This is a genomic window from Mariniflexile sp. HMF6888 (assembly GCF_044335535.1).
Classification (GTDB): Bacteria; Bacteroidota; Bacteroidia; order Flavobacteriales; family Flavobacteriaceae; genus Mariniflexile.
Genome location: NZ_JBIQVZ010000002.1, coordinates 526,266 through 548,763 on the forward strand (window position 1 = coordinate 526,266; position 22,498 = coordinate 548,763).

Consider the following 22,498-nt stretch of genomic DNA (forward strand, 5'->3'; position numbering starts at 1 on the left):
AAATGAAAACTATAAGTTCATCACTGACTGCATATCAAATTATACTTGATAAAATTATTAATAATGAACTAAAACCAGGAGAAGTGATTACCGAGGTTTCGCTTTCTGAAAAGTTGGGACTTAGTAGGACACCTGTGCGAGATGCCGTTCAACGTTTAGAAATGGAGGGGCTCGTCGTTACAGAAAATCGAACAAAAAAAATCTATTACCTAACACCTCTTGACATTGAGAATATTTTCGATTTAAAGATTTCCATAGAATCAACGATTGCGAGATTAGCTGCGGAAAAAGGCACAGATAAACAAATGAACGAATTGGGCGACATCGTATTAACTATTCATGATTTGCTTATAGAACGGAAAAATAATCCAGAAAGAATGGATCATTTTTTCGAAAGATGGATTGAAGCCGATAAAAAATTTCATGCCAAACTATTTGAAATATCTGATAATCAAAGAGCTGAACAAATCATAACTACTTTAAATACACAATGGCACCGAATTAAAATGGGCTTATCGGCCATTGAAGGACGTATAGAAAAATCTGCCTTCGAACACAAAGCTATAGGCAACGCCATTATATCCCGAAAACCCGAAGAAGCAGAACAGGCTGTTATAAAACACCTTACGAATCTTAAAGACGTACTGCTAAAAATCATGCAGGCTTTTAATATTTAAACCAATCCGTTATACATGAATAGCACAAAAAAACAAAACTTTTATCACCAAAACTGGCGCTGGTTTGTCTTGGGCACTTTGTTTTTAGCTACTTTTCTAAATTATTTCGATAGACAAACCTTGGGCACAGCTATCGATCCTATTGCCAAAGAATTTGGTTTAGATAATATGCAAATTGGCAATTTATTATCGGCATTCTTAGTCACTTATGCTTGGATGCATCTGTTTATTGGAATGATGACAGATAGAATAAAAAATCTTAGATGGTTCTTTCCTTTTATGGTTATTGGTTGGTCTATAAGCACCATGTTAGTGGGACTTGTAGATAATTATGAGCACCTTATTTGGTTACGATACCTTCTTGGTATTTGGGAAGCGGTAAACTTCCCTATCTGTATCATGATTATTTCTAGAATATTCCCGCTTGAGGAACGTAATTTAGCTCTTGGCATTTTTGCAAGTGGTGCATTTCTTGCAACTTTGGCAGCACCTCCTGTGGTTATTTACTTTTCAAATGAATATAATTGGCGGTTAGCCTTTATCGTGGCCGGTTCTATTGGATTTTTATGGCTAATTCCTTGGCTATTGATTTTTAGAAAACCCGAAGACAAAGTAGCTAATTGGCATGATTATAATAAAGTTGTACAAGGCAAAAGTTTTAAGTTTCAGGTAAACAATATCCTAAACGGATATTTGAGTATCCTAAAAGCACCTGCTTTTTGGGGTGTTGCACTCATTGGTGTTGGTATTGTACCTTCACTCTACTTCGCAACACAATGGTTTCCTAGATTTTTTACTCATGTATTAAAAGTACCTTACGACCAAACGTTATCCTTAAGACTATCGGCCATTTATTTTATGCAAGACGTAGGTCTTTGGCTTGCCGGTGTTGTTGTGCTGTTTCTTGCTTATAAAAAGGTAGCTATTCTTAAATCTAGAAAAACCGTCATTGTTTTTGCATGGCTATTAATGATAAGCGTCATTATTGTTCCTCAACTAAAAACGGTTGAATGGAGTGTGTTTTTTCTGTGCCTATATGTTTTTGGTATCGGGGCTTTTCTCGGAAATCAACATGCGTTTAAACAGGATATCATTAAAGACAAAGTGGCAACCGTGGCTGCACTTGTTGGTTTTATTGAAATGAATTTCACTTCACAAGTTATAAAACAAATAGGTGTTATGACAAACGATTCTGGAGACTTTTCACAAGTATTTTTCATGATGGCTGGCTTGGCAACTTTTGCATTGGTAGTGGTTTTTGTTTTTATGCGAAAAAAATGGTTAATAATTGAATAGTAATAAGAATATATATGAAGAAAATAAGTGAAGATAAAATAGAGGAATTAGAAGATTGGGCCTACAATATTAGGCGATTAGCTATAGAAATGATTATTCATAGCAGTTGGGGTCATATTGGTGGTGCATTTAGTATGGCAGATATTTTGGCTGCCCTCTATTTTTATGAAATGAAGTTGGATCCCCAAAACCCATTGATGGAAAATCGCGACCGTTTTATACTATCTAAAGCTCATGCATCACCTGCTATGTATGCCGCTTTAGCGCTTCGAGGATTTTATCCCGAAAAACGAATTTACGATTATTGCGAACCTGGAGGATTAGAAGGTCATACTCATATTTTAAGTGCTCCTGGTATTGAAGCTTCAGGAGGACCTTTGGGTATGGGGCTTTCTGTAGCTGTTGGTATGGCTTTGGGATTACGTCAGAAAGAAAATCCACGCTCTCGAATTTACTGCATGTTGGGTGATGGAGAATGTAATGAAGGGAATATTTGGGAAGCCGCCATGTCGGCTGCACATTACCATCTTGATAACTTAATAGCCATTGTAGACTACAATAAAATTATGGCGAAAGGCATGCTTTGGGAAATGATGAGTATAGAACCTTTTAGAGATAAATGGGAAGCCTTTGGATGGAATGTACATGAAGTAGACGGACATGATATGGAAGCTGTATTAAATGTTCTTCATAAAGCCCGTTGGATAACAGTAAATGGCAAACCAAATGTTATTATAGCACATACAGTAAAAGGAAAAGGTATTGAATGTGCAGAATTTAATTACCAATGGCACACCCATGCACCTTCACCAGAATTAGGTGATGAAATGATGCGGGAAATGGCACGAAATTATGGAAAACCAGAAAAGGGATATTCGTTATTAAAACAAGGATTGGATAAAGAATCATTTTACGGAGGAGAATAATATGGAAAGTAAAACAAATAAAAGAACAGAAATGCGTGATGCATTTGCAGAAACCTTAGTGGAGTTAGGTTTAAAATACGAGAACATGCTTTTTCTCGATGCCGATTTACATACCTCTACCAAGGCATCCGAATTTAAAAAGAAATTCCCAACAAGGTTTATCCAAATGGGTATTGCAGAGCAGAATATGTTTGGAGTTTCTGCAGGATTGGCCTTTGAAGGATTCATTCCTATTCCATCAACGTTTGCGGTGTTCGCTTCACGTCGTGCACTCGACCAAATAGCCATATCCATTTGCTATCCAAAATTGAATGTAAAAATTCCCGGATCTTATGTTGGTATACCTACCAGTCGTGCTGGTGCATCCCATAATTCAATAGAAGACATTGCCATCATGAGAGCTATGCCTAATATGTTGGTGGCAGATCCATGTAGTAATAACGATCTAAAAGCTATAATGCGAACAGCAATGGAAACAAATGGTCCCGTTTATTGGCGAATTTCCAGATATGAATTGCCCGAAATTTTTCCAGACAACCACACATTTGAATGGGGTAAAGGAGTTGTTATTTCAGAAGGAACCAATGTTTCTTTATTTGGCACTGGCATTATGACCGATTTTAACATTCGCGCTGCTAAATTATTAGAAAAGGAAGGCATTAGTGCAGAAGTTATACATCTTGCCTCTATAAAACCAATAGATAGCGCATTGATTTTGCAATCGGCAAAGAAAACAGGTTGTGTAGTTACGGCTGAAAATGCCTCTATTAAAGGTGGTTTTGGTGATGAAGTTTTAAGTGTTCTGGCTGAAGAATTTCCAGTACCTACTTATAAAATTGGGGTACGGGATGAATTTGTGGAAAGCGGTGGTATTGAAGCACTTTTCTCTATTCATAAAATGCAACCTGAAGACATTGCGCTTGCAGCTAAAAGAATGATTGAAAAGAAAAGGTGAATTTTCAATTGATTACAAACATAATTAACGTTAAAACTAGATGAAAATGACAGATAAAAACGATGATGCTATACGTCTTTTTGGTGATTACATGCGTATTACCGGAACACCTACTTTACAAAATGAACCTGGAGATATTTTGGAGTTAAAAGGAAAAAAATTGGGTGTTGTAAATGGATCTAATTGGGTGAGTTTGTGGAGTACATGGTTTGGCAAAAAAATATTGCCCGGTGTTAAAATTATCAATACAGGTAATGAAGCTGTTCAACTAAATTTTATGACTGCTTATCATAATGGAGAACCTTGTCCGCCACAAATCAACATCGATTTGTTCTGCAACTATGCCAAAGATCTATACGATTTATACAAGGTCGATGCTATTTTAATTTCATGTTCAACAATGAATAGAGCCTACTCACAGGTCCAGGATTTTATGAGACCTTATGGAATTCCTGTGATTCAGATAGATGAGGAAATGATGGAAGAAGCTGTGGAAACTGAGGGAAAAATATTAGTAGTGGCAACACATGGCCCAACAGTAAATAGTACACAAGAGCTGCTTCAGGAAACTGCAGAAAAACTTGGAAAAAAAGTGGATTTTGCAGGAGTTACTGTAGAAGAAGCTTTTGACTTATTGGGTGAAGGAAACATTGAAAAACATAACGAGGTAATTGCAGAAGCCATTAGAAATGCCCAGAAAAAAGAAAAGATAGATATCGTGGTACTGGCACAACTTTCAATGTCTGTTTTCAGCTTTTCATATCCTAATCCAGAAAAAGAATTTGGAGTAAAAGTATTGAACAGTGGTGAAACCGGTTTCAGAAAGGCAGGTAAGATTCTAAGTGGAGAATCTGTATAAAGAATTAGTTTAAATTAAGAGTATAAAAATAAATTATGAACCTTTTCAACCTATTAAATAAATATACTGTAGCAATTTTATTTATGCTGACTATTTTTGCCTGTAATCAGGATTCACACAAAAACTTTCAACAAAAACCCGAATTAATATCATTTGCATCACCTTGGACTTCAGCATTTATTGTCGATTCTTTATATCCACATCACTTTGTAAATAATGAAGGTGAGCATTTACTGATACTTAATAAAACAGCATGGGCTTATTTTAAAAGTGAAGATCCTGAAGGAGTCTTAAAAAGAGCGAAGGATCAAGGTGTAAACGTTATTAGGGTTTGTTTGGAAGGCGCTCTTTATTTTGAAACACTTGGCATGGATTCTTGGCCATGGGGAGGAACACGAGAAAATCCTGACTTTTCAAAGTTTAATGAGCCATATTGGGATGAAGTGGAAAGACGTATACAGTTAGCTGGGAAATATGGCATTGGTATTGATTTAAATTTATACAATAGCCTTAGCAGGAAAGCACATGAGCTACCCTATCAAAAAGAATATTGGGATGAAACTATTAATAGACTGGGTAAATACTCTAATATTTTCACTTGGGAAATAATGAATGAATATTTAGGGGATGAACGTTTTCAAGATTCTGTAGGCAACTATTTCTACAAAAACGATCCCTTTAAAAGACCTGTCATTACCTCCGCAGGGACTACAGATGATGCATGTTGGCCTCAAAAAGAGTGGATGGGCATTTCAATTGTTCATACCTGTACAGGTTCTACAGCTGAATACGATTTAAAAGACTGGTATTTTTCTGTAGCACAAAACAGTAGATCACATGGAAAACCAGCGTTTAACAATGAATCAGGAAGAGAGATTAGACATAAAAATGATGATCCAATACATCGCCGTAAACAAGCCTGGATCTGGTATACGGCAGGTTGTCATTGGACCTGGCATTCCTGGGAAGGTTGCGAAGGTATCGACGATGCTTCCTATCGTGGTCCTGGTCAAGAATTTATGAAACCTGTTACCGATTTTTTCAGATCCCTTCCGTTCTGGGAAATGGATCCAAATTTCACTATATATAACGCTACATCTTCTGAATATTTTTCAGTGACTCTTGCTGAACCTTCCCGAAAGATCAATATCGTTTATCTCTGTTCTTTAGAAACAGGAAAACACATTACAGATGAGGTAGCAAATGTTCGTTTACCCAATGGTGGGTTCAAAATTTCTTTTATAAACCCATCTACATTAGACACACTAAAGGTTGCAGAACTTCAATCTAAAGGATTAGGGAAGCCGAGTCCTTTACAAATTCCTGATTTTATGGATGATTTGGCAATAGTAATCGAACGCACTCAAGCTAAAAAGCAAACTGTTATAGAGGGTACGGAATAAGAAAAAATAGAATTTTTATTTTGTAAGTTGTATTTTATTAAATTAAGTTTTTAGGTAATATCTCACTAAGTGTGTAAGTTATAAATCGAGGGTTTGACTCTTTATTAGAGTTGGACCATTTTTCAAGTATAGTCAAAAACTGGTTTAAAATAATGCCCCAGTTTCTAATAGGCATCGAGTTTTTAATAGCAAGAAAGAGAGACAATGTAAATGCAAGATTGTCTCTCTTTTGCATTTAGGATATACGTTCATTGATACAATTTGTGAAGCTAGTTTCTAGATAATTCATTATCTTTTCATTCTCTAATCAGAAAAGTGTCTGCTTTGATTTGTTTATAATACTGATTAATAATAGCATGAATGAAAACTGTTCTATTTGATGCCATAAAGGAAGTAATAATTATTTCTGATAAAGAAGTTGAAGTTTTAACTTCTGCTTTTAAAATCATTACTAAAAAGAAAAATGAATACTTGGTTGAAGAAGGTGCTTTGTCCCCAAACCTATATTTTATAATCAACGGATATGTAAGATGTTTTTACTTAGATAATGGCAATGAAATAACAACTCAAATTTTATCTACTAAAGATTTTGTGACTTCCTTTGAAAGTTTTTTAAATAATGATTTCTCAAAAGAAAGTATTCAGTGCATCTCTGATTGTACATTATTGTGTATATCAAAGACTGACTATGAAAATTTGTACAAAGAGGTTTCAAATTGGTCATTTTTTTGTAAAAGCGTATATGAAAAATATATTACAAAAATTTCAGATAGAGCAAACTCACTTCAGAATCTATCGGCATCAGATAGATATTTAAGGCTATTAAATACTCAGCCCAATATTGCTTTAAATACAGCTGTAAAACATTTGGCTTCTTACCTTGGCATAAAACCTCAGTCACTTAGTCGCATTCGAAAAGAGGTAATTAAGTAACATATGTGATTTTTTTAGAAGTAGGTTGCCCGTAATTTTGAAAAAAATAAAATTATGAATAGAGTAATCCCTATTTCAATTTGGTCAAGAGGCATGATAAATTGTTTCTTGATTAAGGGAGATAAAAAACACATACTGGTTGATACAGGCGTTCCAAATAGTGAAAAGAAAATTATAAAACAACTGAATAAATATGGTATCGATAAAAATGATATCGGATTAATAATAATCACTCATTCTCACATAGACCATTTTGGAAGTGCCTTCAAACTCAAACAAATTTTAAAAATGCCTATTTTGGCTCATGAACTGGACGTTGAATCATATATAACAGGCAAAGCTGATATTTCAACTATGAAACTTAACAAACCTCAATGGTGGCTTTTCAAACAAATAATTAAAAATCAAAAAACAGAACCTTTCGAACCTGAAATATTAATTGAAGGAGATACTGAATATGATTTAAAGGATTGGGGAGTTAATGGTAAAATCATCCACACCCCTGGGCATACTCCTGGTTCTCTCTCAATAGTTTTAGAAAATGAAGAAGTTATTATTATGGATATGATGGCTTCTGGAATCCTACTAGGCGGAATAATGTTTCATAAGCGAGTAAAGCATCCTCCTTTTCATGATAATTTAACTGTACTTAAAAAGAGTTTTGGCAAAATTTTACTGGAAAAGGGAAAACGATATTATCTAGGACACGGTGGCCCATTAGATAGAACCCAAGTGATAGAATATTATGACAAATACTTAAAAAGTAGGTCAGCTGTATAAAAGTAATAGCTGGTTCCATAGTAAATTCAAAGGTTGCAACTCGCTTCAACTTTTGTAACCAGACAGGAATGAAGCCCGTAATCGGCTACCATTATACTAACCGTTAAGCATCATCTCGAAAAAATTAATATTTCAAGAAAATAATTGCAGAATTAAAAAACTTATGTATATTTGTATACTGAATATAAGGAATATCAAGTATGGGTTACTCTTTATCCTTTACAAAATCAATATTAGTAGTCATCTTTATATCTGATAAGATACGACAAAAACAATTTGAATTTTTGTCAACAGCTGATATTTCTAAATATTTAAGCATTCCCAAACCAACTTTGGTTAAAATACTTCAAAACTTAAATGCCGCTAACATAATTGAGACTAAAGAAGGAAAACTTGGTGGAATAAGATTGATAAAAAAACCTTCCGACATTACTGTTTTGGAAATTTTGGAAGCAACAGAAAAAGGAAAGCCTTTATTTCAAACTTCATTTAATATACTAGCTGAGGGAAAAAGACCCAACAACGCACAAAAATCAATTAAAAATATTTTGAGTAATGCTGAAAACCAATTAAAAAGTGAATTATCAAAAAAAACAATTGAAGAAATATTAATTGAAATGAATAATTAATATTTTTTTATTTTAACTATATATACATAATATACTGTAACTACATATGAAATTTTCAAAATTCTTTTCTAATGTTCAAGAAACACCTTGGTATCGTGATTTTTTAAATCCTGTAGTCAATGAAATTACTGATAATGGTAAATTATTAGATATTGGAACGGGTACAGGGAAACTCATTCAAATATTATCTAGTGAAAAAGATATTGATTGTGTTGGAGTAGATACCAGCTCTAGAATGCTTTTAGAAGCCCAAAAAAAACTAAAAAAAACTAATACAAAGCTAATTGAAATCAAAGCAGATAAAAATCTACCATTTGAAGGCAACACTTTTAATTATATAACCATTTGTAGCGTTCTTTTCCATTTAGAGAAGGACAGTATTGATATTATACTCAAAGAGTCTCGAAGACTTTTAAAAAATCAGGGGAAAATAATAGTTCTTACACCAACAGGAAGCGGTAATATTCTTAACCTATTAAAAAACTACTTCCCTCTTAAAAACTTGAGTATTTACATTTGGTTTTATGTTACTAGAAATCGTGCAGGGCCTTGGACAAAGAACCTATATCTTGAGCAATACGCACTAACACACCATTTAAAATATAAAAGAGAAATTGTGATGAAGGGCTATGCCCAAGTTGAAGTACTAGAAAAATAATTTTTTTACACTTTCTAAATATAATGAATATAAAGTATAACAATTTAAAAAAAATACAATGAAAAATATAAAATTAGGAATCATAACATTGACGTTGATAATTGGCGTCAATCCTAAATCATTTGCTCAACAAGAAATAACACCTTCAAATGACAAAACAACGATAAGTCTTGAAATTGACCCAGCCACTTTTGCCTTTAATGGTTATTCAGCACATTTGCGAATTCAACCAAAAAATTGCTATCATTTACTATTTGGGGTTGGTATCTATGCTATGGATATGCCAAGTGTTCTAGTTGATTTTAATAAGAAAAATAAAGATAAAGGATGGGACGTTCGACTAAATAATGGCGTCGGACTTTTTGGCGAGCACCATTTTACAGAAGTAAATCGCAAATGGTTTGTAGGAGCTCAAATGAGTATACAAGAATACAAAATTGAAAATGAAACCTTTGCAGGAAGTGAAAAGTTTACAAATATTCTTGCTATGGGCTATTTTGGTTATACCATAAAACCATTTAAAAATAATTTATACATCAAACCTTGGGCAGGAATTGGATACACATCAAAAATATCCGGGAATAACACTTTAGGTAGTTTGGAATACGATATTGCCCCAATTACAATGTTTGCTACACTTCATATTGGATATACTTTTAATTAATAACAATGAATAATCAAAAAACAAAAAACATCATTGGTAACGGTATAAACTATTTTATATCTACAGCACTAATCATTAGCGGATTATTAAAATTAATTGGATTTAAGCCATATACAGAAATGATTATGGAATTAAACCCTAATTATTTTGAATTTATCTATTTTCTTGGAGTGATTGCAATTGTTTCAGGAGTATTATTTATAATCCCAAAAACATTTACGTTTGGGTTAATAGCAACATTGGTTTTCCTAGGCGGAACTATATCTGCTCATATGCAACACGGAGATGGTTTCATCCCTCAAATAGTATTTGTTTTATTAACTGTTTTATCCGCTTATCTAAAAAGAAGTGAATGGTTTAGAATAAAAAAATGAACGAATGCATAGCAATGGAAAAAAATACAGTCGGTTCAGTAGTAAATTCAAGGGTGGCAACCCACTTCAACTTTTGTATAACTTGACAAGAATGAAGCCCGCAATCGGCTACTATTCTCATACTAACCGTTACGTGTAATGCTGATTAAACCTTAAACTATTTTTGAAGTCTAAAATTAAACCACTAATTAACTAAATATGAGTAAATACAACTTAACTTTTCTTATCATACTATTTTTATTCTCTTGCAATTCAGATGATAATAATTCTATTCTTGAAAATTCAAATAATACTACAGACATCACAAAGCCTAAAGGACTTTACACCAGTTCTTTTGGAAATGAAACTGCTTTAGATAATAATCAAGTTAATGGTTCGTTAATTCGAGTAAAATGGAGCGAAATAGAACCAAACAAAGGAATTTATAACTTTTCAAGCATAGAGCAATTTCGTAAAATTATTAAAGCAAGAAATTTAAAGTGGAGTCTTAGTATTCTAGCTGGTGGAGATAGTCCTTTATGGTTGACAGAATCTATTGGCGCTGATTATTTTGAAATAACAGGAGTTGATAATACTGTAAAGAGAATCCCTAAAATTTGGGATACTAGGGTTAATGAAAGACTCGCTTTACTTGCGGAAGCACTTTCGAACGAATATAATGAAGATGAAGATTTGGTTTTAGTATATGTTCCACAAATGACTGCAAATGGTATAGAAGGTCATTTTAATGGTGTAACAACAGATGAGCTTTTAGATGCTGGACTAACTTCAGACAATTGGGTTAATAGTGTAAAAGAAACAGCTAGGATATTTGCAAATGCTTTTACAAAAAAGGCAATAGCAGTTGAAGTCCACGATATAATGGAAGATACCTCAATTCCTAATAGAATAATGACAGACTTATGGAATGACAGCACTTTAAATCATCGTGTTGGAGCTGCAATGTGGTGGATTTCAGGGAAGACAACTTATCAACCTAACCTTATAGATGCCCTTACTGTATTTCAAGGAGATATATATGCGCAAGCTATTGGAAGGTCAGATCAAACAGAAAGATTTAAAGATAATGATTATACTACTATATTCAGTCAAGCACAAACAATAGGAATTAGATATATTGAACTTTGGGAATACGAATTTGTTAATAACACTTTCCCTATAGAATTTGAAAATTTTAATAATTATACAAATGTCACTTTTGAATAATTTTTTACCGCTAGAAGAAAGTGCTAAACACAATATTTTAGTCTAAATTTCGTGCCTCTAGGTTTAGATCAAATTTTCCAGATATTCCTTTCATGGCTTTTTGTAAAATATTTTGAAAAATGACCATCTTTTCATTCTTTAGATTCAGCATGTTTAACCTTTATTTTAATACCATGCAAACAACACTAAAACTATTTTCTAACTTTGTATAATGCACGAAAAATTAATAAAATTGATTTCTCAAAGCGTAACACTCGCTGACACGGATATACATTTATGCCAACAGTATTTTCAACCTGTGCTTTTTCCTAAAAATCGTATCATAGAAGAAGAAGGAAGAATCCCAAAACATCTATATTTTGTGGTGTCAGGTTTTGTGAGACTATTTCATTACAACGACAAAGGTGATGAAGTCACTACACACATTAATTGTCCTCCAGGCTTTATCACATCATATTTTACCTTTATTAATCAGGAAGAGTCTAATGAAAATCTCGAGTGCATAACAGAATGCGAATTGCTTAAAATTACTAAAAATAATTTGGATTTATTGACACAGCAAAGCATGGCGTTCAAGGACTTCAGTATATTGGTTTTTCAGGAATCACTAGCCTATAATGAAAATCGTTCAAAAGAACTGGCAACACTCACTGCAGAACAACGTTATCAAAAACTCATTGACAATTATCCCCAAATATTATATAATGTTCCTCTGCAATACATCGCTTCGTTTTTGGGAATGAACCCGAAAAGTTTGAGCCGTATACGAAAACAGGCTATTAAGTAAAGATTTCATATTTCTAATTCCAAACGAACCCTTTTTGGTAATTTAGCGACTACTAAATTATACGATTCATCAATCCATTTGTAAAGTAGTGAGTCAGGAATGGAATTATCCATAACAATACGATTCCAGTGGTTTTTGTTCATATATCCAGGTAAGGTTACGGCAGGGTATTTTGCCCGAAGATCATCTATTGTGTTTGGGTTGCATTTTAGGCTAATACTAGCATAAGTTGAAACATCGGTTGCTGTAAACATTTTGCCCCCAACCTTAAAAACCAAAACATTGGGTAAGTTTTTTGGAAAAGGAAAAGATTCCGTAACACCACTTTTTTTAATGCAATAATTTCTGTATTCCTCTATATTCATACTCATTTAATATTAAGAGCGTCGGTAAGTAGGTTAATTTCGTAATGATAATTGGTAGTTCTTTTGTTTACCCATAATAAATTACAGTTCGTTTTTTTGCTGTTGATGAACATCGGCTTAATAACTCCATTTTTTACAGCATTTATTCCGATATAATCAGGCAAGACTGCTAATCCGTGACCAATATCCATCATAGTAACTATATCTCTAAAAGAAGGGAAAACATATTTTGCCTTCACTTGTGGCCTACTGTTGAAATTAGCTTTCCAAAAAGCTGTTATGTTGGGTAAGTCATTGTCATATGCATACCACAATTGTTCGGATAGCCATTGCTGGATTTCTTTTGAGTTTTTTTTGTCTATTTTTTCAAAAGGAGCATCCTTATACAACTTTTTAGAAGCGTAGAGTGATAGTTTGCTTTCTTTTATTAATGAAAAATTATGGTCGTATCCACTATATTCCCTGTCTGAAACCATTAAATGAATTTTATCTTTCTCTAAATACGTAATCAATTCTTCCATGTCACCAAACTTAAACGTGAGAAACATATTAATTTCCGGGATTTTTTTCAGAATAAATTGATGGAAAAAATCATAGGAGCAACCCACTACAATAGAAGGGCAATTTTTGCTACTTCCTCTCCTGAATTTCTGTTCTGCTTTTTCTAATCCTTCAATAAATACTGCAATTTGTGAATACAAAAATTTCCCATATTCCGTTGGTAGCATTTTTCGGGTTGTGCGTTCAAAAAGCTGCTTCCCTACTTCGCTTTCCAATGCTGCTATTTGTTTGCCTACTCCTGGTTGCGACATATACAATTTCTGTGATGCTGTTGTCAAACTTCCGTACTCGTAAACATAGGTAAAAGTACGATACCATTCTAAATTAACCATATTACTTAAGTTATAGAAAACGCTAATATAAGTAATTTTTATTATACATATAGCTCCTCTACATTTGTCAGACATTATTTAACTTTAAAAATCATAATTATGCCTAAAAAAACACTCCTAGTAAGTTATACTCCGCGTATAGGTTCCAATACAAAAAAGCTTGTCGATAGTTTTAAAACATTATCGAACGGTAATACTGAAGTGACAATTTTGGATTTGGCAATTACACCACCAGATCTGTTATTGTTTGAAACTCTAAACGTTTTTTTAAAAGCCAATTATTCCGATGAAACATTAACAAATGAAGAAGAAATGTTGCTAAAAAAAAATAACACAATGACCGAACAACTCATACTATCAGATTTTATAGTACTAGCTTTCCCGATGTATAATTTTTCGGTTCCAGCCACAGTAAAGGCTTGGTTGGATGCAGTGATACAAATAGGTAAAACTTTTACAATCAACAGTGAAGGGTTTCAGGGATTATGTTCAGATAAAAAAGCAATGATTCTTATAACAACCGGGTATGAAGTTGGTGAAGCGGATTTTGCTACACCACTTATCAAAACCGCTTTTGGTTTTATGGGTATTGAGTCTGAAGACGTAGTAATACAGGGTCTCAACCAGTTTCCTGAAAAAGCAGATAGACTTATTGAAGACGCTATCTTTAGAATAGAAGGCATCTGTAATAGATGGTACCAAAATAGTAATTAAGTAACATTTGCGAAGTGTGTTTGCATAAGCTATGTTGAATTCAAATCAATTTAAATGATGGTCTAAAAACCAAGAAACCGTACAAATCATAGGTTTTGCACGGTTTTGAAACTTTTTACAAGTTTTCTTAGTGACCTCGACTGGATTCAAAAGCAGTCTCACAATTCTCAATGTTTATAAGGGTTTTGAGATATCAATTAATTTGACTAAATCATGAAAATAAACTTTAAATAAATATTAACCTAATTGTGATTTAATCACTAAATCGGAACACAAAATCCTTTTTAAAGCTTTTATTTTCTCAATACCTTCTCCAGTTGCAAAAAATGGTTAAAGGGAACCATTGAAAACGGAATTTTTGAGCCACTTAAAAACTCATTTCAGCCTAAGATATAAAAGGATTTCCAATAATTATTACTATGCTTATTTATATCCGCTGTAGGTGGCACATCTTGACCGCCTTATCCACCAAGGGACTTCCCTCAAAGGAGTGTGATTATTCCCAAACAAAATGAAAGTTCATTTCATCTTTCAACATTAAAGATATTTTTAATTTCCCATTGAGTATTTATTTTTCATCCATATTAATTACATAGTTATTTTTCGAAACGTTATATGTGAATCTTAATCTCTCGAAAGTGGGCATACCCGAAAAGAGGGATAATTTCCAATTATTGGTGTAACCAAGTGGTTCACTGGGTATACCAAAGCTGTGATCAATACGGTTATTAGCGTTCTGATCGTGGATAAATATGCAAGCATAATCACCTAAAGGAAGATCATCAATTTTGACAAAAGCTTTTTTATTATCAATTTTGATTTCCAGTATTTTGAACGGATCTGAAGGTATTTTGTCTTCTTTCCTGTATAAATATACAAGTAACTGACCCGAATTATCGGCAAATCCGGTTACGTTAAAGGTTAGCGGGATATGTGTTTCTTTCGTTTGTGCATAAATGCCTAATGACAATAACTGAAATGTAATAACAGTTATAATAATTGAAATTCTGTTCATGATTTTATAATTTTTATTCGTACGATAATGCTTTATGTGCAGGTATTTTAATGGCTGATTTTGCTGGAATTCTGCTTGCCAGCCAACCAAAAACAATTGTAACTATCAAGGTTATCCAAAAGCCAGAATAGCTGAAAGCATATTGTAAAACGGCTTCTTTTCCTAGCATTAATTCCCCAAAAAAAATGGCCGCGAGCTTACTAAGCGGATAAGCGAGAATTAATCCCAGGACCATGCTAAAAACACTAACAATGAACCCTTCATATACAAATAACCTGTAAATTTTTCTGGGTATTGCACCAATGGCTCTCATTACTCCAATTTCACGGGTGCGTTCCCATATATTTATACCTGTCGCTGATGCCATTCCTACAGCACTGACCAGTAAAACCATAAAAGAAAGGATAAGAATCGTGGATAATATAATATTTAAATGATCGTAAATAATCTTTACTCTTTCTGCCTGCGACATCACGTAGAGTATATTTAAATTTGATGTTTTAATGGCTTTTTCAATATTCTTTTTTAAAGCAATTACCTGGTCATAGTCGCCATACTTTGCCACGAACATCAAACTATTTGCATAGTGATTGGGATTAAATTGGGAATCATATTGGTTGATATCCATATAAATTTTAGCCTTTTCAAACTGCCGGGCAACACCTACCAGTTTAGCATTTAATATTTCACCATCGATGGTTATTGTTACAATACTGCCAACTTCCGGATTTTCATAGAGAGACATGGCTTGTTGGTTCATTACAATTTGTAATTCATTAGGGGAATTAATCCAATGACCTGTTTCTATAGCTAACCTGAGCATTTTACTTTGGTAAGGAAGCGCTACAATTCCAGCTCCTTTCTCGGTTGAAGCCACTTTCGATTCAATTTCTCCTCGGCCACCTACCCACATTTCAACTGTGTCAACATTTTTCAGGGATAGAAAAGGACGTATGGCATCTTCTCTAGGAATGGGCTTGTTTATAACAACTTGAATATCATATCTTAATTCACTTTTTAACCCTTGTAATAGGTTCCATAGGGATTGTCTCACATTAAAACCAGTACTGAAGATGGCTACTCCAAGCGACATAGCTAAAATAGTCACAATCAATCTCCTGCTGTTTCTTCCAGTGTTTCGGACTGCCAAAAGGAATATGCCAGACAGACGTTTATTTTGCAAAGAATTCCATTTGCTACTTCGTATATTTTGTTTGATGCCATAATCTGAAAGAGCTTCTTTCACTGTTATTCCAGTTCCTTTTAACAGGATAAAGAACGATAACAAAACTGGTAACAAAACACTGGCTAGCATTAGTAAAATAACAACATATAAAGGCACTGAAGTAGTGAGGATATCAAAATTCAGTTTTCCAGCAACAAAATAGGAAAATGCTTTGCCGGTTGTGATTGCCAAGGGAACTCCTATAATGCCAGCAATTAATCCCATAAGTACAAGCATGATCAAATAAATCTGAAATATTTTGTACTGTGAGGATCCTATAGATTTTAAAATACCTATTTGCTTGATTTGACTTGCCATAATGGCCCGAATTAACTGTGAAACTAACACTGCTTCCCATGATAAATGCCAGTAACCCGATAGTTCCTATTAGAAACAATAGCGTATTTAATTGCCATTGATGTGGATGTTCATTAAATTTTGGAATATCCATTGAATTTACTGTTATCCCTTCTTTCTTCAGTTTTTTAATCAATATTTCGGCTACCTTTTTTACATCACTGGCAGAATTTACATTGTTTAGACGGGCAATTAATCGGTGATTGTTGGGTAACCCGGTAAGTTGCGAATATGTTTTTTTATCCGTATAACCATAAATAAAGGCATCCTGCGTTGCTGGAGCCTGTGCTGGGTCGTAGCAAATTCCACTAATGGGGATATGCAAATTTCTGTTTTCTATACGGACATTTGGTTTTGAGTTTATACGTATATCCGAAACAAGCTTTCCATCCCGTTCAATGAGTATGGTTCCAGGTAAAGGGACTTTCTCTCCTTCATATGGGAATACTTTAGCTAATTCAAATTTGTTGAAATCTTCTATGCCGTAAAGCCAAAGGGGAACCCATACATCAGGATAAATTTCAATTCTTTGCATGGAATAATCACGTAGTTCTGCAGTTTCGACTTCTGGTAGAGATATAAACCCAGTTAGGCTTAAACGATCGAAATCTTTGGAATGAAATATAACTTGCGCTGGATGCGTACTCTGATAATTGGTATTTAAGTCTTTGGTTAGTATGGAGTATGAAACCAATACCGTTCCAACTCCCCAAATACCAAGAAAAAGAGCAAAAACAACCAATAATGTACGTTTCGGATTGATGGTCAGTTCCCGAAATGCTTTTTTAAACTTCATGTTCATACGTATTTATTTTTATGGTTTTCAGCTATTATTGAACCATCGGAAATTGTAATGGTGCGATGGTATTTCTGTACACTTTCTTTTTCGTGTGTAACCACAATTACCGTTTTACCCGATGAGGCCAATGAACTAAAAAGTGTATTGATAGAGTTTGTTGTTTTGCTGTCTAGGTTACCTGTAGGTTCGTCAGCAACTATTATGGAAGGATTATTGGCCAGGGCTCTTGCAATAGCTGCCCGTTGCTGTTCGCCTCCTGATAATGTTGCTGGCATTTTGTCTATTTGTTCAAGAATTCCAACTTGTTCAAGTAATTGAGCAGTTCTATTTAACCTTTCTTTTTTGGGAATGGTATTGACAAACTCCATGGCCAACATCAGGTTTTCACCTATTGTAAGTGTTGGAATCAACTGAAAAAATTGAAATACAATGCCAATGTTAATGCCACGCCATTGAGCTAGTTTGCTTTCATTTAAGTGGTTGATATTTATACCGTTTACCTGAATCGTCCCCTGAGTCGGTCGGTCAATTCCTGTGAGCATGTTGAGCAACGTGGATTTTCCGCTACCCGATTTGCCAGTAATCGCCAGAAATTCACCTTCAACAATGTTTAGATCAATGTGTTTTAATGCAGTAAAATATCTTTCTTTTAAGTTGAACTCTTTCGATACATTTTGTAAAGTAATAATAGGTTTTCCCATCTGTGTGATTTTTTTGTCTAGCTTCAAGATAAGTAAATTTCAAATTGAAATGGTTTCTTAAAATTTCAGCCAAAGTCTATTGTAGTAAAAATTAGTACAAAGAAAATGGGTATGCTTTTCCTATATTATACTTTTATTGCGAATCACTTAACAATTCTTGCTATTTTGAAATGTCTGATAAAAGCGGAGCTTCTCACAGACATTATGCAGGAACGATTGGCATCAGGATTTCATAGGTGTTTTTGTTGAAAGGAATTTTAGAGGGATTATTGATAGGGATCATCATTGCCATTTCATTTATAACCTTGTACCCTGCTTCAGGAAGCCATTGGTGGGCAACGTAAATCATGACTCTTATAATATTATCGATATCACCGTTGCAAATAAATTTAGAATATTTTCGGGGAGGTATTTCAAGATAGTGCATAGGTTTTGTTACCAAATCTTTATACTTAACAGGAATACAAACAAGAAAGCGGCACTTATCTAGGGGAGTGAAAAGAGGAAAATCATTTAACATGCCAAAAGGGTACTGCCCCTCTTCTATTTGGTCATGTGCTGTTGCCCAGCGTGTCATATTTTTAAAACCATCGGTAAGCTTTTCCAAAGAAACCATATAGGTTTGAAATGTTATGAGTTTTTGTTCCGGAAGCTTTAAAATTTCAACATCGGGATAATCATTTTCATTGGAATGATTTGGTGTTTGACCATTATCACTTGCCTGAATAATTTTATGGATAAAAGAATTCAAATTTCTTTTTTGTATGATGGTTAATTTCTCAGATTGCTCACTGGTTTTGAATTTCTGTGGACTTATGGAATAAAACGCTTTAAATGCCCTGGAAAAAGATTCCAACGATTGATAGCCCACTTCCATGGCAATATTTAAAATGGGTCTTTCAGGATTTAAAATAATGGTATGTGCAGCAGATTCCATCCGCAAACGAGTAATATATTTGTTGGGAGTTTCACCAGTAACCGATTTAAATACTCGGAGAAAATGATAAGGTGAATAGTGTCCAGTGGCTGCCAGTTTTTCCAACTTAAGCTCCTGATCCAAATGTTGCCAAATGTACATGACTACCTTATCGATTCTTTCCAATTCCACTTTTCGGTTGTTCACTTTTTCTTTACAATTAATGGTTAAAAAATAAAACTATGAAGTTGTGTTAAAATTTTAATTTCATTAAATACTAAAATTTTCTTCATCTATAAAGTTTTTCAATTATTGCTTATTTGTTACAAATATTTGTTTGGTTTATTTAGTAAAGCTTTTTTATACTTGCAGGTAACAATTCCTTTTAGCTATTAATGTGACTACATTTTCATTATGGCAACTAAAGTAATAAATCTTTCTCCTTCACAAATGTTTTTGTAGCTACATGTGCATATATCAATAGTCTTAGTTGAATTATGTTCCAATAGCATTCAAATTTACCGCATGAGAATGGCTTAGTCTGTGGTATGCAATCATCAACAAAACATCTACATCTTGGATTTGATATAAAGAATTTAGATTATAAAATTAATGGTGCTACTATTAAAGACGAAGGAAAAAAAAATGAAGGAAATTTATTTGATGAATTAGACAATATCTGATGAAAGCTATGGATAATATAAGAAAAACTGAGTTAAAAAAATAAGCCTTTTAAACTAATCTTGAATTTGAGCTACTAGCCTTTTATTCTCTTCGAATAAAAAACAGGACTGCTAACAATTTTATTACCATACATAGCATCTAGTCCCATCTGCACACAAATAGCAGTATTGGCTCCCGTTGTAACATTGGAAATTGGTTTTTTATTAAAATTAATGTTATCCCTAAAATCAATTAAGGCTTGTTCACTAGGTTCTTTATGTACTATTTCAATAGGAATCCCCAAACCTTGTTTCCATTTTATGGTCGCTCCAGAAACGCCATCCAAAGTGCCCATTTCTTTTTTATTACCCCTTTCTGGGTAAAACCATGCCTTAGCATAATCTAATATGATAGTACCCTTATCACCAATTACTTTTATTTTATAGCCATCTTTAGCATTGCTTGTCAGACAAGTAAATGTTGCTTTTACGCCACTTGGATAATTGTAAATCAAGTGAATGTTGTCATAGGTTTCTCGGCCATCTTTCCAATAATCAATGCCACCGGTTCCCATAACTTGATTTGGCATTTCTCCTAATACCCAGTTTACAAAATCTATTTGGTGCGAACAAAGTTCGGCTACCAAACCACCTGAAAATTCACGATACATTCGCCAATTAATAGCTCTTTCCAGCTCTGGTTTCGGAACCGGACGTCTCCAATTTCCATTGCGGTTCCATTGGCATTCAAAAGCGGTTATTTTTCCTATTTTTCCATTTTTAATAAGTTCAACCACATGGGAATATAATCTGGAACTATGGTATTGATGACCTGTTTGAAATATTGTGTTGGATTGGTTGGCTTTTTCTACCAGATTTTGAATACCATCATAGCCCTTTGCCATTGCTTTTTCACAATAAACATGTTTACCGGCATCTAGCGCGTCTATGGCTATTTGTAAATGTGTGCTAAATGGTGTAGATACCAATATGGCATCAACATCTTTATCATCTAATAATTTACGATAATCATTGTATCCTTTTGCTTTACCGTTTATTGCTTTTAAACCATTTTCCAATCTAAAAGGTAAAACATCGGAACAAGCAATTACATTAAAGTTTTTAATTTTATTGATATTCAATATCATTCCTGTACCCCTGTCTCCAGAACCTATAACACCTAAGTTTAAAGTTTCGTTGGCATTTTTGAAATCAAGCATATTGCCCATTGCCAATGCAGATGTTCCTATAGCTGCCGATGCTATGGAGCCTTTTATTATAAATTCTCTTCTTTTCATGTATTTTTTTTATGATTGAAGCTTTTCAAAATTCGATGGATAATTATTGATTTTAAACAGGTTTAATCTCCCAACCTGGTTCATAAGTTCTTGACCATAATTTCATGGCTTCCCTGTCAAAAATACGTCCTGTTTTTTCATCGACTTCAAAGGAATTATCAATTCTTGATGCGATGTTGGCATAGTGGGTCAACATTTGGCTAATGGCCCCTTCTTCTATAGGGGATTTTAGTTCAGTCTTCCCTCGGATAGCATCAAAAAAGTTGACTGCATGACGTGTTGACAAATCACCGCCGCCACCTAAAGCAACGCCTCCTTCGGCTACTTCTGAAATGTTCTCTTTTATCAGTTTCCCTTTTAAATCATATAATTTATATCCTAAACGGTCTATATAAACAGAGCCTTTAGACCCATAAATAATGGTTCCTCTACCTAATCCAAACTTATCATAACCGTTTCGGCTTTGTCCGTCCCATTGTATGGTTTTATTATTAGAAAACCTAAACGTTGCTTCCATGGTATCGTACATGTCCCATCCATCATCCTTATATTGGAATTTGCCTGAATAAACATCAACATGTAATGGATATTTCACATCCAAAGCCCAACGGGCAATATCCAATTCATGGGTAGCATTATTACCCATTTCAGCTGTTCCATAATCCCATCCATACCAATGCCAGTTATAATCCCAAGTATTATCGGTATATTCTCTTCTAGGGGCTGGACCTTGAAACAATTCCCAATCCAAGCCTTCAGGTGGAGCTGCCTTTTTCTGAAGAGGAACATCGCCCCTGGAATTTTGGTAAAAAGCTACCGCCCTATAAGCATCACCTATGATACCATTATGAATCTCATTTATGATTTCAATGGATTCTAAAGAGGATCGTTGTTGGTTTCCCATTTGGACTATTTTATTATATTTCTTTTGATAGGCAACCAACAATTCGCCTTCTTCTGGATTATGGCTGCATGATTTTTCTAGATACACATGTTTATCTGCCTGCATAGCCATACAAGCACCTGGTGCATGCCAATGATCTGGTGTTGCCATAAAAATGGCATCCACCTTTTTATCATTCATTATGTTCCTGATATCATTTTCCAGTATAGGTTTATTTTGAATAACTTTTGAAAATGCCATAGCAGCTTTTTCACGTTGGCTTTTCATGACATCACACAAATATATGAGCTCAACGTTGTTTTTCTTGTCTGCTATAGCCTCTATATAAGCCCCATAGCGTCTTCCCAATCCTTGAATGGCTATGTGTATTCTGTCGTTTGACCCTATGATTTTTGAATAACTTTTGGCTGACATGGCATTTATACTATTGCTTAAGGCCATTCCTACAGTCCCCACTGCTGCTTTTTTTATAAAATCTCTTCGGTTTGAACTCATTATACCT

The 22,498-nt window shown here is 34.0% G+C and carries 24 protein-coding genes; 16 read left to right on the forward strand and 8 right to left on the reverse strand.

Annotated features, from left to right (window positions below):
• Window positions 1-2: 2 nt before the first annotated feature.
• The 14 genes from ACGLWY_RS07530 (at window position 3) to ACGLWY_RS07595 (ending at window position 12,147) form a co-directional block, all read left to right on the forward strand.
• Complete coding sequence (locus ACGLWY_RS07530; protein WP_396619065.1) at window positions 3-677, forward strand: GntR family transcriptional regulator; 675 nt, start codon at window positions 3-5, stop codon at window positions 675-677.
• 15 nt (window positions 678-692) lie between these two features.
• A complete protein-coding gene (locus ACGLWY_RS07535) occupies window positions 693-1,973 on the forward strand; it encodes an MFS transporter (RefSeq protein ID WP_396619066.1) in 1,281 nt (426 codons plus the stop codon).
• A 14-nt stretch (window positions 1,974-1,987) separates the two neighbouring features.
• Window positions 1,988-2,899, forward strand: coding sequence for a transketolase (locus ACGLWY_RS07540; protein ID WP_396619067.1), 912 nt, complete (start codon window positions 1,988-1,990; stop codon window positions 2,897-2,899).
• 1 nt (window position 2,900) lies between these two features.
• Window positions 2,901-3,854 (forward strand): transketolase family protein, encoded by a 954-nt coding sequence (locus tag ACGLWY_RS07545; protein ID WP_396619068.1) that lies wholly within the window; start codon window positions 2,901-2,903, stop codon window positions 3,852-3,854.
• Between the two features lie 46 nt (window positions 3,855-3,900).
• Window positions 3,901-4,713 (forward strand): aspartate/glutamate racemase family protein, encoded by an 813-nt coding sequence (locus ACGLWY_RS07550; RefSeq protein ID WP_396619069.1) that lies wholly within the window; start codon window positions 3,901-3,903, stop codon window positions 4,711-4,713.
• A gap of 35 nt (window positions 4,714-4,748) precedes the next feature.
• Entirely contained in the window at window positions 4,749-6,116 is a 1,368-nt protein-coding gene (locus tag ACGLWY_RS07555; RefSeq protein WP_396619070.1) for a DUF4038 domain-containing protein, read from the forward strand.
• A 360-nt stretch (window positions 6,117-6,476) separates the two neighbouring features.
• On the forward strand, window positions 6,477-7,049 hold the full coding sequence (locus ACGLWY_RS07560; protein ID WP_396619071.1) for a Crp/Fnr family transcriptional regulator: 573 nt from the start codon (window positions 6,477-6,479) through the stop codon (window positions 7,047-7,049).
• Between the two features lie 54 nt (window positions 7,050-7,103).
• Window positions 7,104-7,829, forward strand: a complete 726-nt coding sequence (locus tag ACGLWY_RS07565) for an MBL fold metallo-hydrolase (RefSeq protein WP_396619072.1) — start codon at window positions 7,104-7,106, stop codon at window positions 7,827-7,829.
• 200 nt (window positions 7,830-8,029) lie between these two features.
• On the forward strand, window positions 8,030-8,458 hold the full coding sequence (locus ACGLWY_RS07570) for an RrF2 family transcriptional regulator (RefSeq protein WP_396619073.1): 429 nt from the start codon (window positions 8,030-8,032) through the stop codon (window positions 8,456-8,458).
• Between the two features lie 46 nt (window positions 8,459-8,504).
• A complete protein-coding gene (locus ACGLWY_RS07575) occupies window positions 8,505-9,116 on the forward strand; it encodes a class I SAM-dependent methyltransferase (RefSeq protein WP_396619074.1) in 612 nt (203 codons plus the stop codon).
• Window positions 9,117-9,174: 58 nt separating this feature from the next.
• A complete protein-coding gene (locus ACGLWY_RS07580; RefSeq protein ID WP_396619075.1) occupies window positions 9,175-9,780 on the forward strand; it encodes a hypothetical protein in 606 nt (201 codons plus the stop codon).
• Window positions 9,781-9,785: 5 nt separating this feature from the next.
• Complete coding sequence (locus tag ACGLWY_RS07585; protein WP_396619076.1) at window positions 9,786-10,154, forward strand: hypothetical protein; 369 nt, start codon at window positions 9,786-9,788, stop codon at window positions 10,152-10,154.
• A gap of 198 nt (window positions 10,155-10,352) precedes the next feature.
• Window positions 10,353-11,360: a hypothetical protein gene (locus ACGLWY_RS07590; protein WP_396619077.1), complete on the forward strand. Its 1,008-nt coding sequence runs from the start codon at window positions 10,353-10,355 to the stop codon at window positions 11,358-11,360.
• Window positions 11,361-11,571: 211 nt separating this feature from the next.
• Window positions 11,572-12,147, forward strand: a complete 576-nt coding sequence (locus ACGLWY_RS07595) for a Crp/Fnr family transcriptional regulator (RefSeq protein WP_396619078.1) — start codon at window positions 11,572-11,574, stop codon at window positions 12,145-12,147.
• Window positions 12,148-12,152: 5 nt separating this feature from the next.
• Here ACGLWY_RS07595 and ACGLWY_RS07600 read toward each other — a convergent pair whose 3' ends face one another.
• Together ACGLWY_RS07600 and ACGLWY_RS07605 are read right to left on the reverse strand one after the other, a co-directional pair.
• Window positions 12,153-12,512: an MmcQ/YjbR family DNA-binding protein gene (locus ACGLWY_RS07600; RefSeq protein WP_396619079.1), complete on the reverse strand. Its 360-nt coding sequence runs from the start codon at window positions 12,510-12,512 to the stop codon at window positions 12,153-12,155.
• Window positions 12,513-12,514: 2 nt separating this feature from the next.
• Entirely contained in the window at window positions 12,515-13,405 is an 891-nt protein-coding gene (locus ACGLWY_RS07605) for a LysR family transcriptional regulator (protein ID WP_396619080.1), read from the reverse strand.
• Between the two features lie 99 nt (window positions 13,406-13,504).
• On the opposite strand from ACGLWY_RS07605, the gene ACGLWY_RS07610 reads away from it, so the two are divergent.
• Window positions 13,505-14,119: an FMN-dependent NADH-azoreductase gene (locus ACGLWY_RS07610; protein WP_396619081.1), complete on the forward strand. Its 615-nt coding sequence runs from the start codon at window positions 13,505-13,507 to the stop codon at window positions 14,117-14,119.
• Window positions 14,120-14,687: 568 nt separating this feature from the next.
• On the opposite strand, the gene ACGLWY_RS07615 is transcribed toward ACGLWY_RS07610, so the two are convergent.
• The 4 genes from ACGLWY_RS07615 to ACGLWY_RS07630 form a co-directional block, all read right to left on the reverse strand.
• Window positions 14,688-15,134, reverse strand: coding sequence for a DUF2141 domain-containing protein (locus ACGLWY_RS07615; RefSeq protein ID WP_396619082.1), 447 nt, complete (start codon window positions 15,132-15,134; stop codon window positions 14,688-14,690).
• Between the two features lie 13 nt (window positions 15,135-15,147).
• Window positions 15,148-16,677, reverse strand: a complete 1,530-nt coding sequence (locus ACGLWY_RS07620; RefSeq protein WP_396619083.1) for an FtsX-like permease family protein — start codon at window positions 16,675-16,677, stop codon at window positions 15,148-15,150.
• Between the two features lie 837 nt (window positions 16,678-17,514).
• Window positions 17,515-18,216, reverse strand: a complete 702-nt coding sequence (locus ACGLWY_RS07625) for an ABC transporter ATP-binding protein (protein ID WP_396619084.1) — start codon at window positions 18,214-18,216, stop codon at window positions 17,515-17,517.
• Window positions 18,217-18,418: 202 nt separating this feature from the next.
• Window positions 18,419-19,324, reverse strand: a complete 906-nt coding sequence (locus ACGLWY_RS07630) for a helix-turn-helix domain-containing protein (RefSeq protein WP_396619085.1) — start codon at window positions 19,322-19,324, stop codon at window positions 18,419-18,421.
• A 356-nt stretch (window positions 19,325-19,680) separates the two neighbouring features.
• On the opposite strand from ACGLWY_RS07630, the gene ACGLWY_RS07635 reads away from it, so the two are divergent.
• Window positions 19,681-19,815 carry a hypothetical protein gene (locus ACGLWY_RS07635; RefSeq protein WP_396619086.1) on the forward strand — a complete coding sequence of 45 codons (135 nt, stop codon included), beginning with the start codon at window positions 19,681-19,683 and terminating at the stop codon, window positions 19,813-19,815.
• Between the two features lie 74 nt (window positions 19,816-19,889).
• Here ACGLWY_RS07635 and ACGLWY_RS07640 read toward each other — a convergent pair whose 3' ends face one another.
• Both ACGLWY_RS07640 and ACGLWY_RS07645 read right to left on the reverse strand, forming a co-directional pair.
• A complete protein-coding gene (locus tag ACGLWY_RS07640; RefSeq protein WP_396619087.1) occupies window positions 19,890-21,092 on the reverse strand; it encodes a Gfo/Idh/MocA family protein in 1,203 nt (400 codons plus the stop codon).
• 52 nt (window positions 21,093-21,144) lie between these two features.
• Entirely contained in the window at window positions 21,145-22,491 is a 1,347-nt protein-coding gene (locus ACGLWY_RS07645; protein ID WP_396619088.1) for a Gfo/Idh/MocA family protein, read from the reverse strand.
• Between the last annotated feature and the right edge of the window lie 7 nt (window positions 22,492-22,498).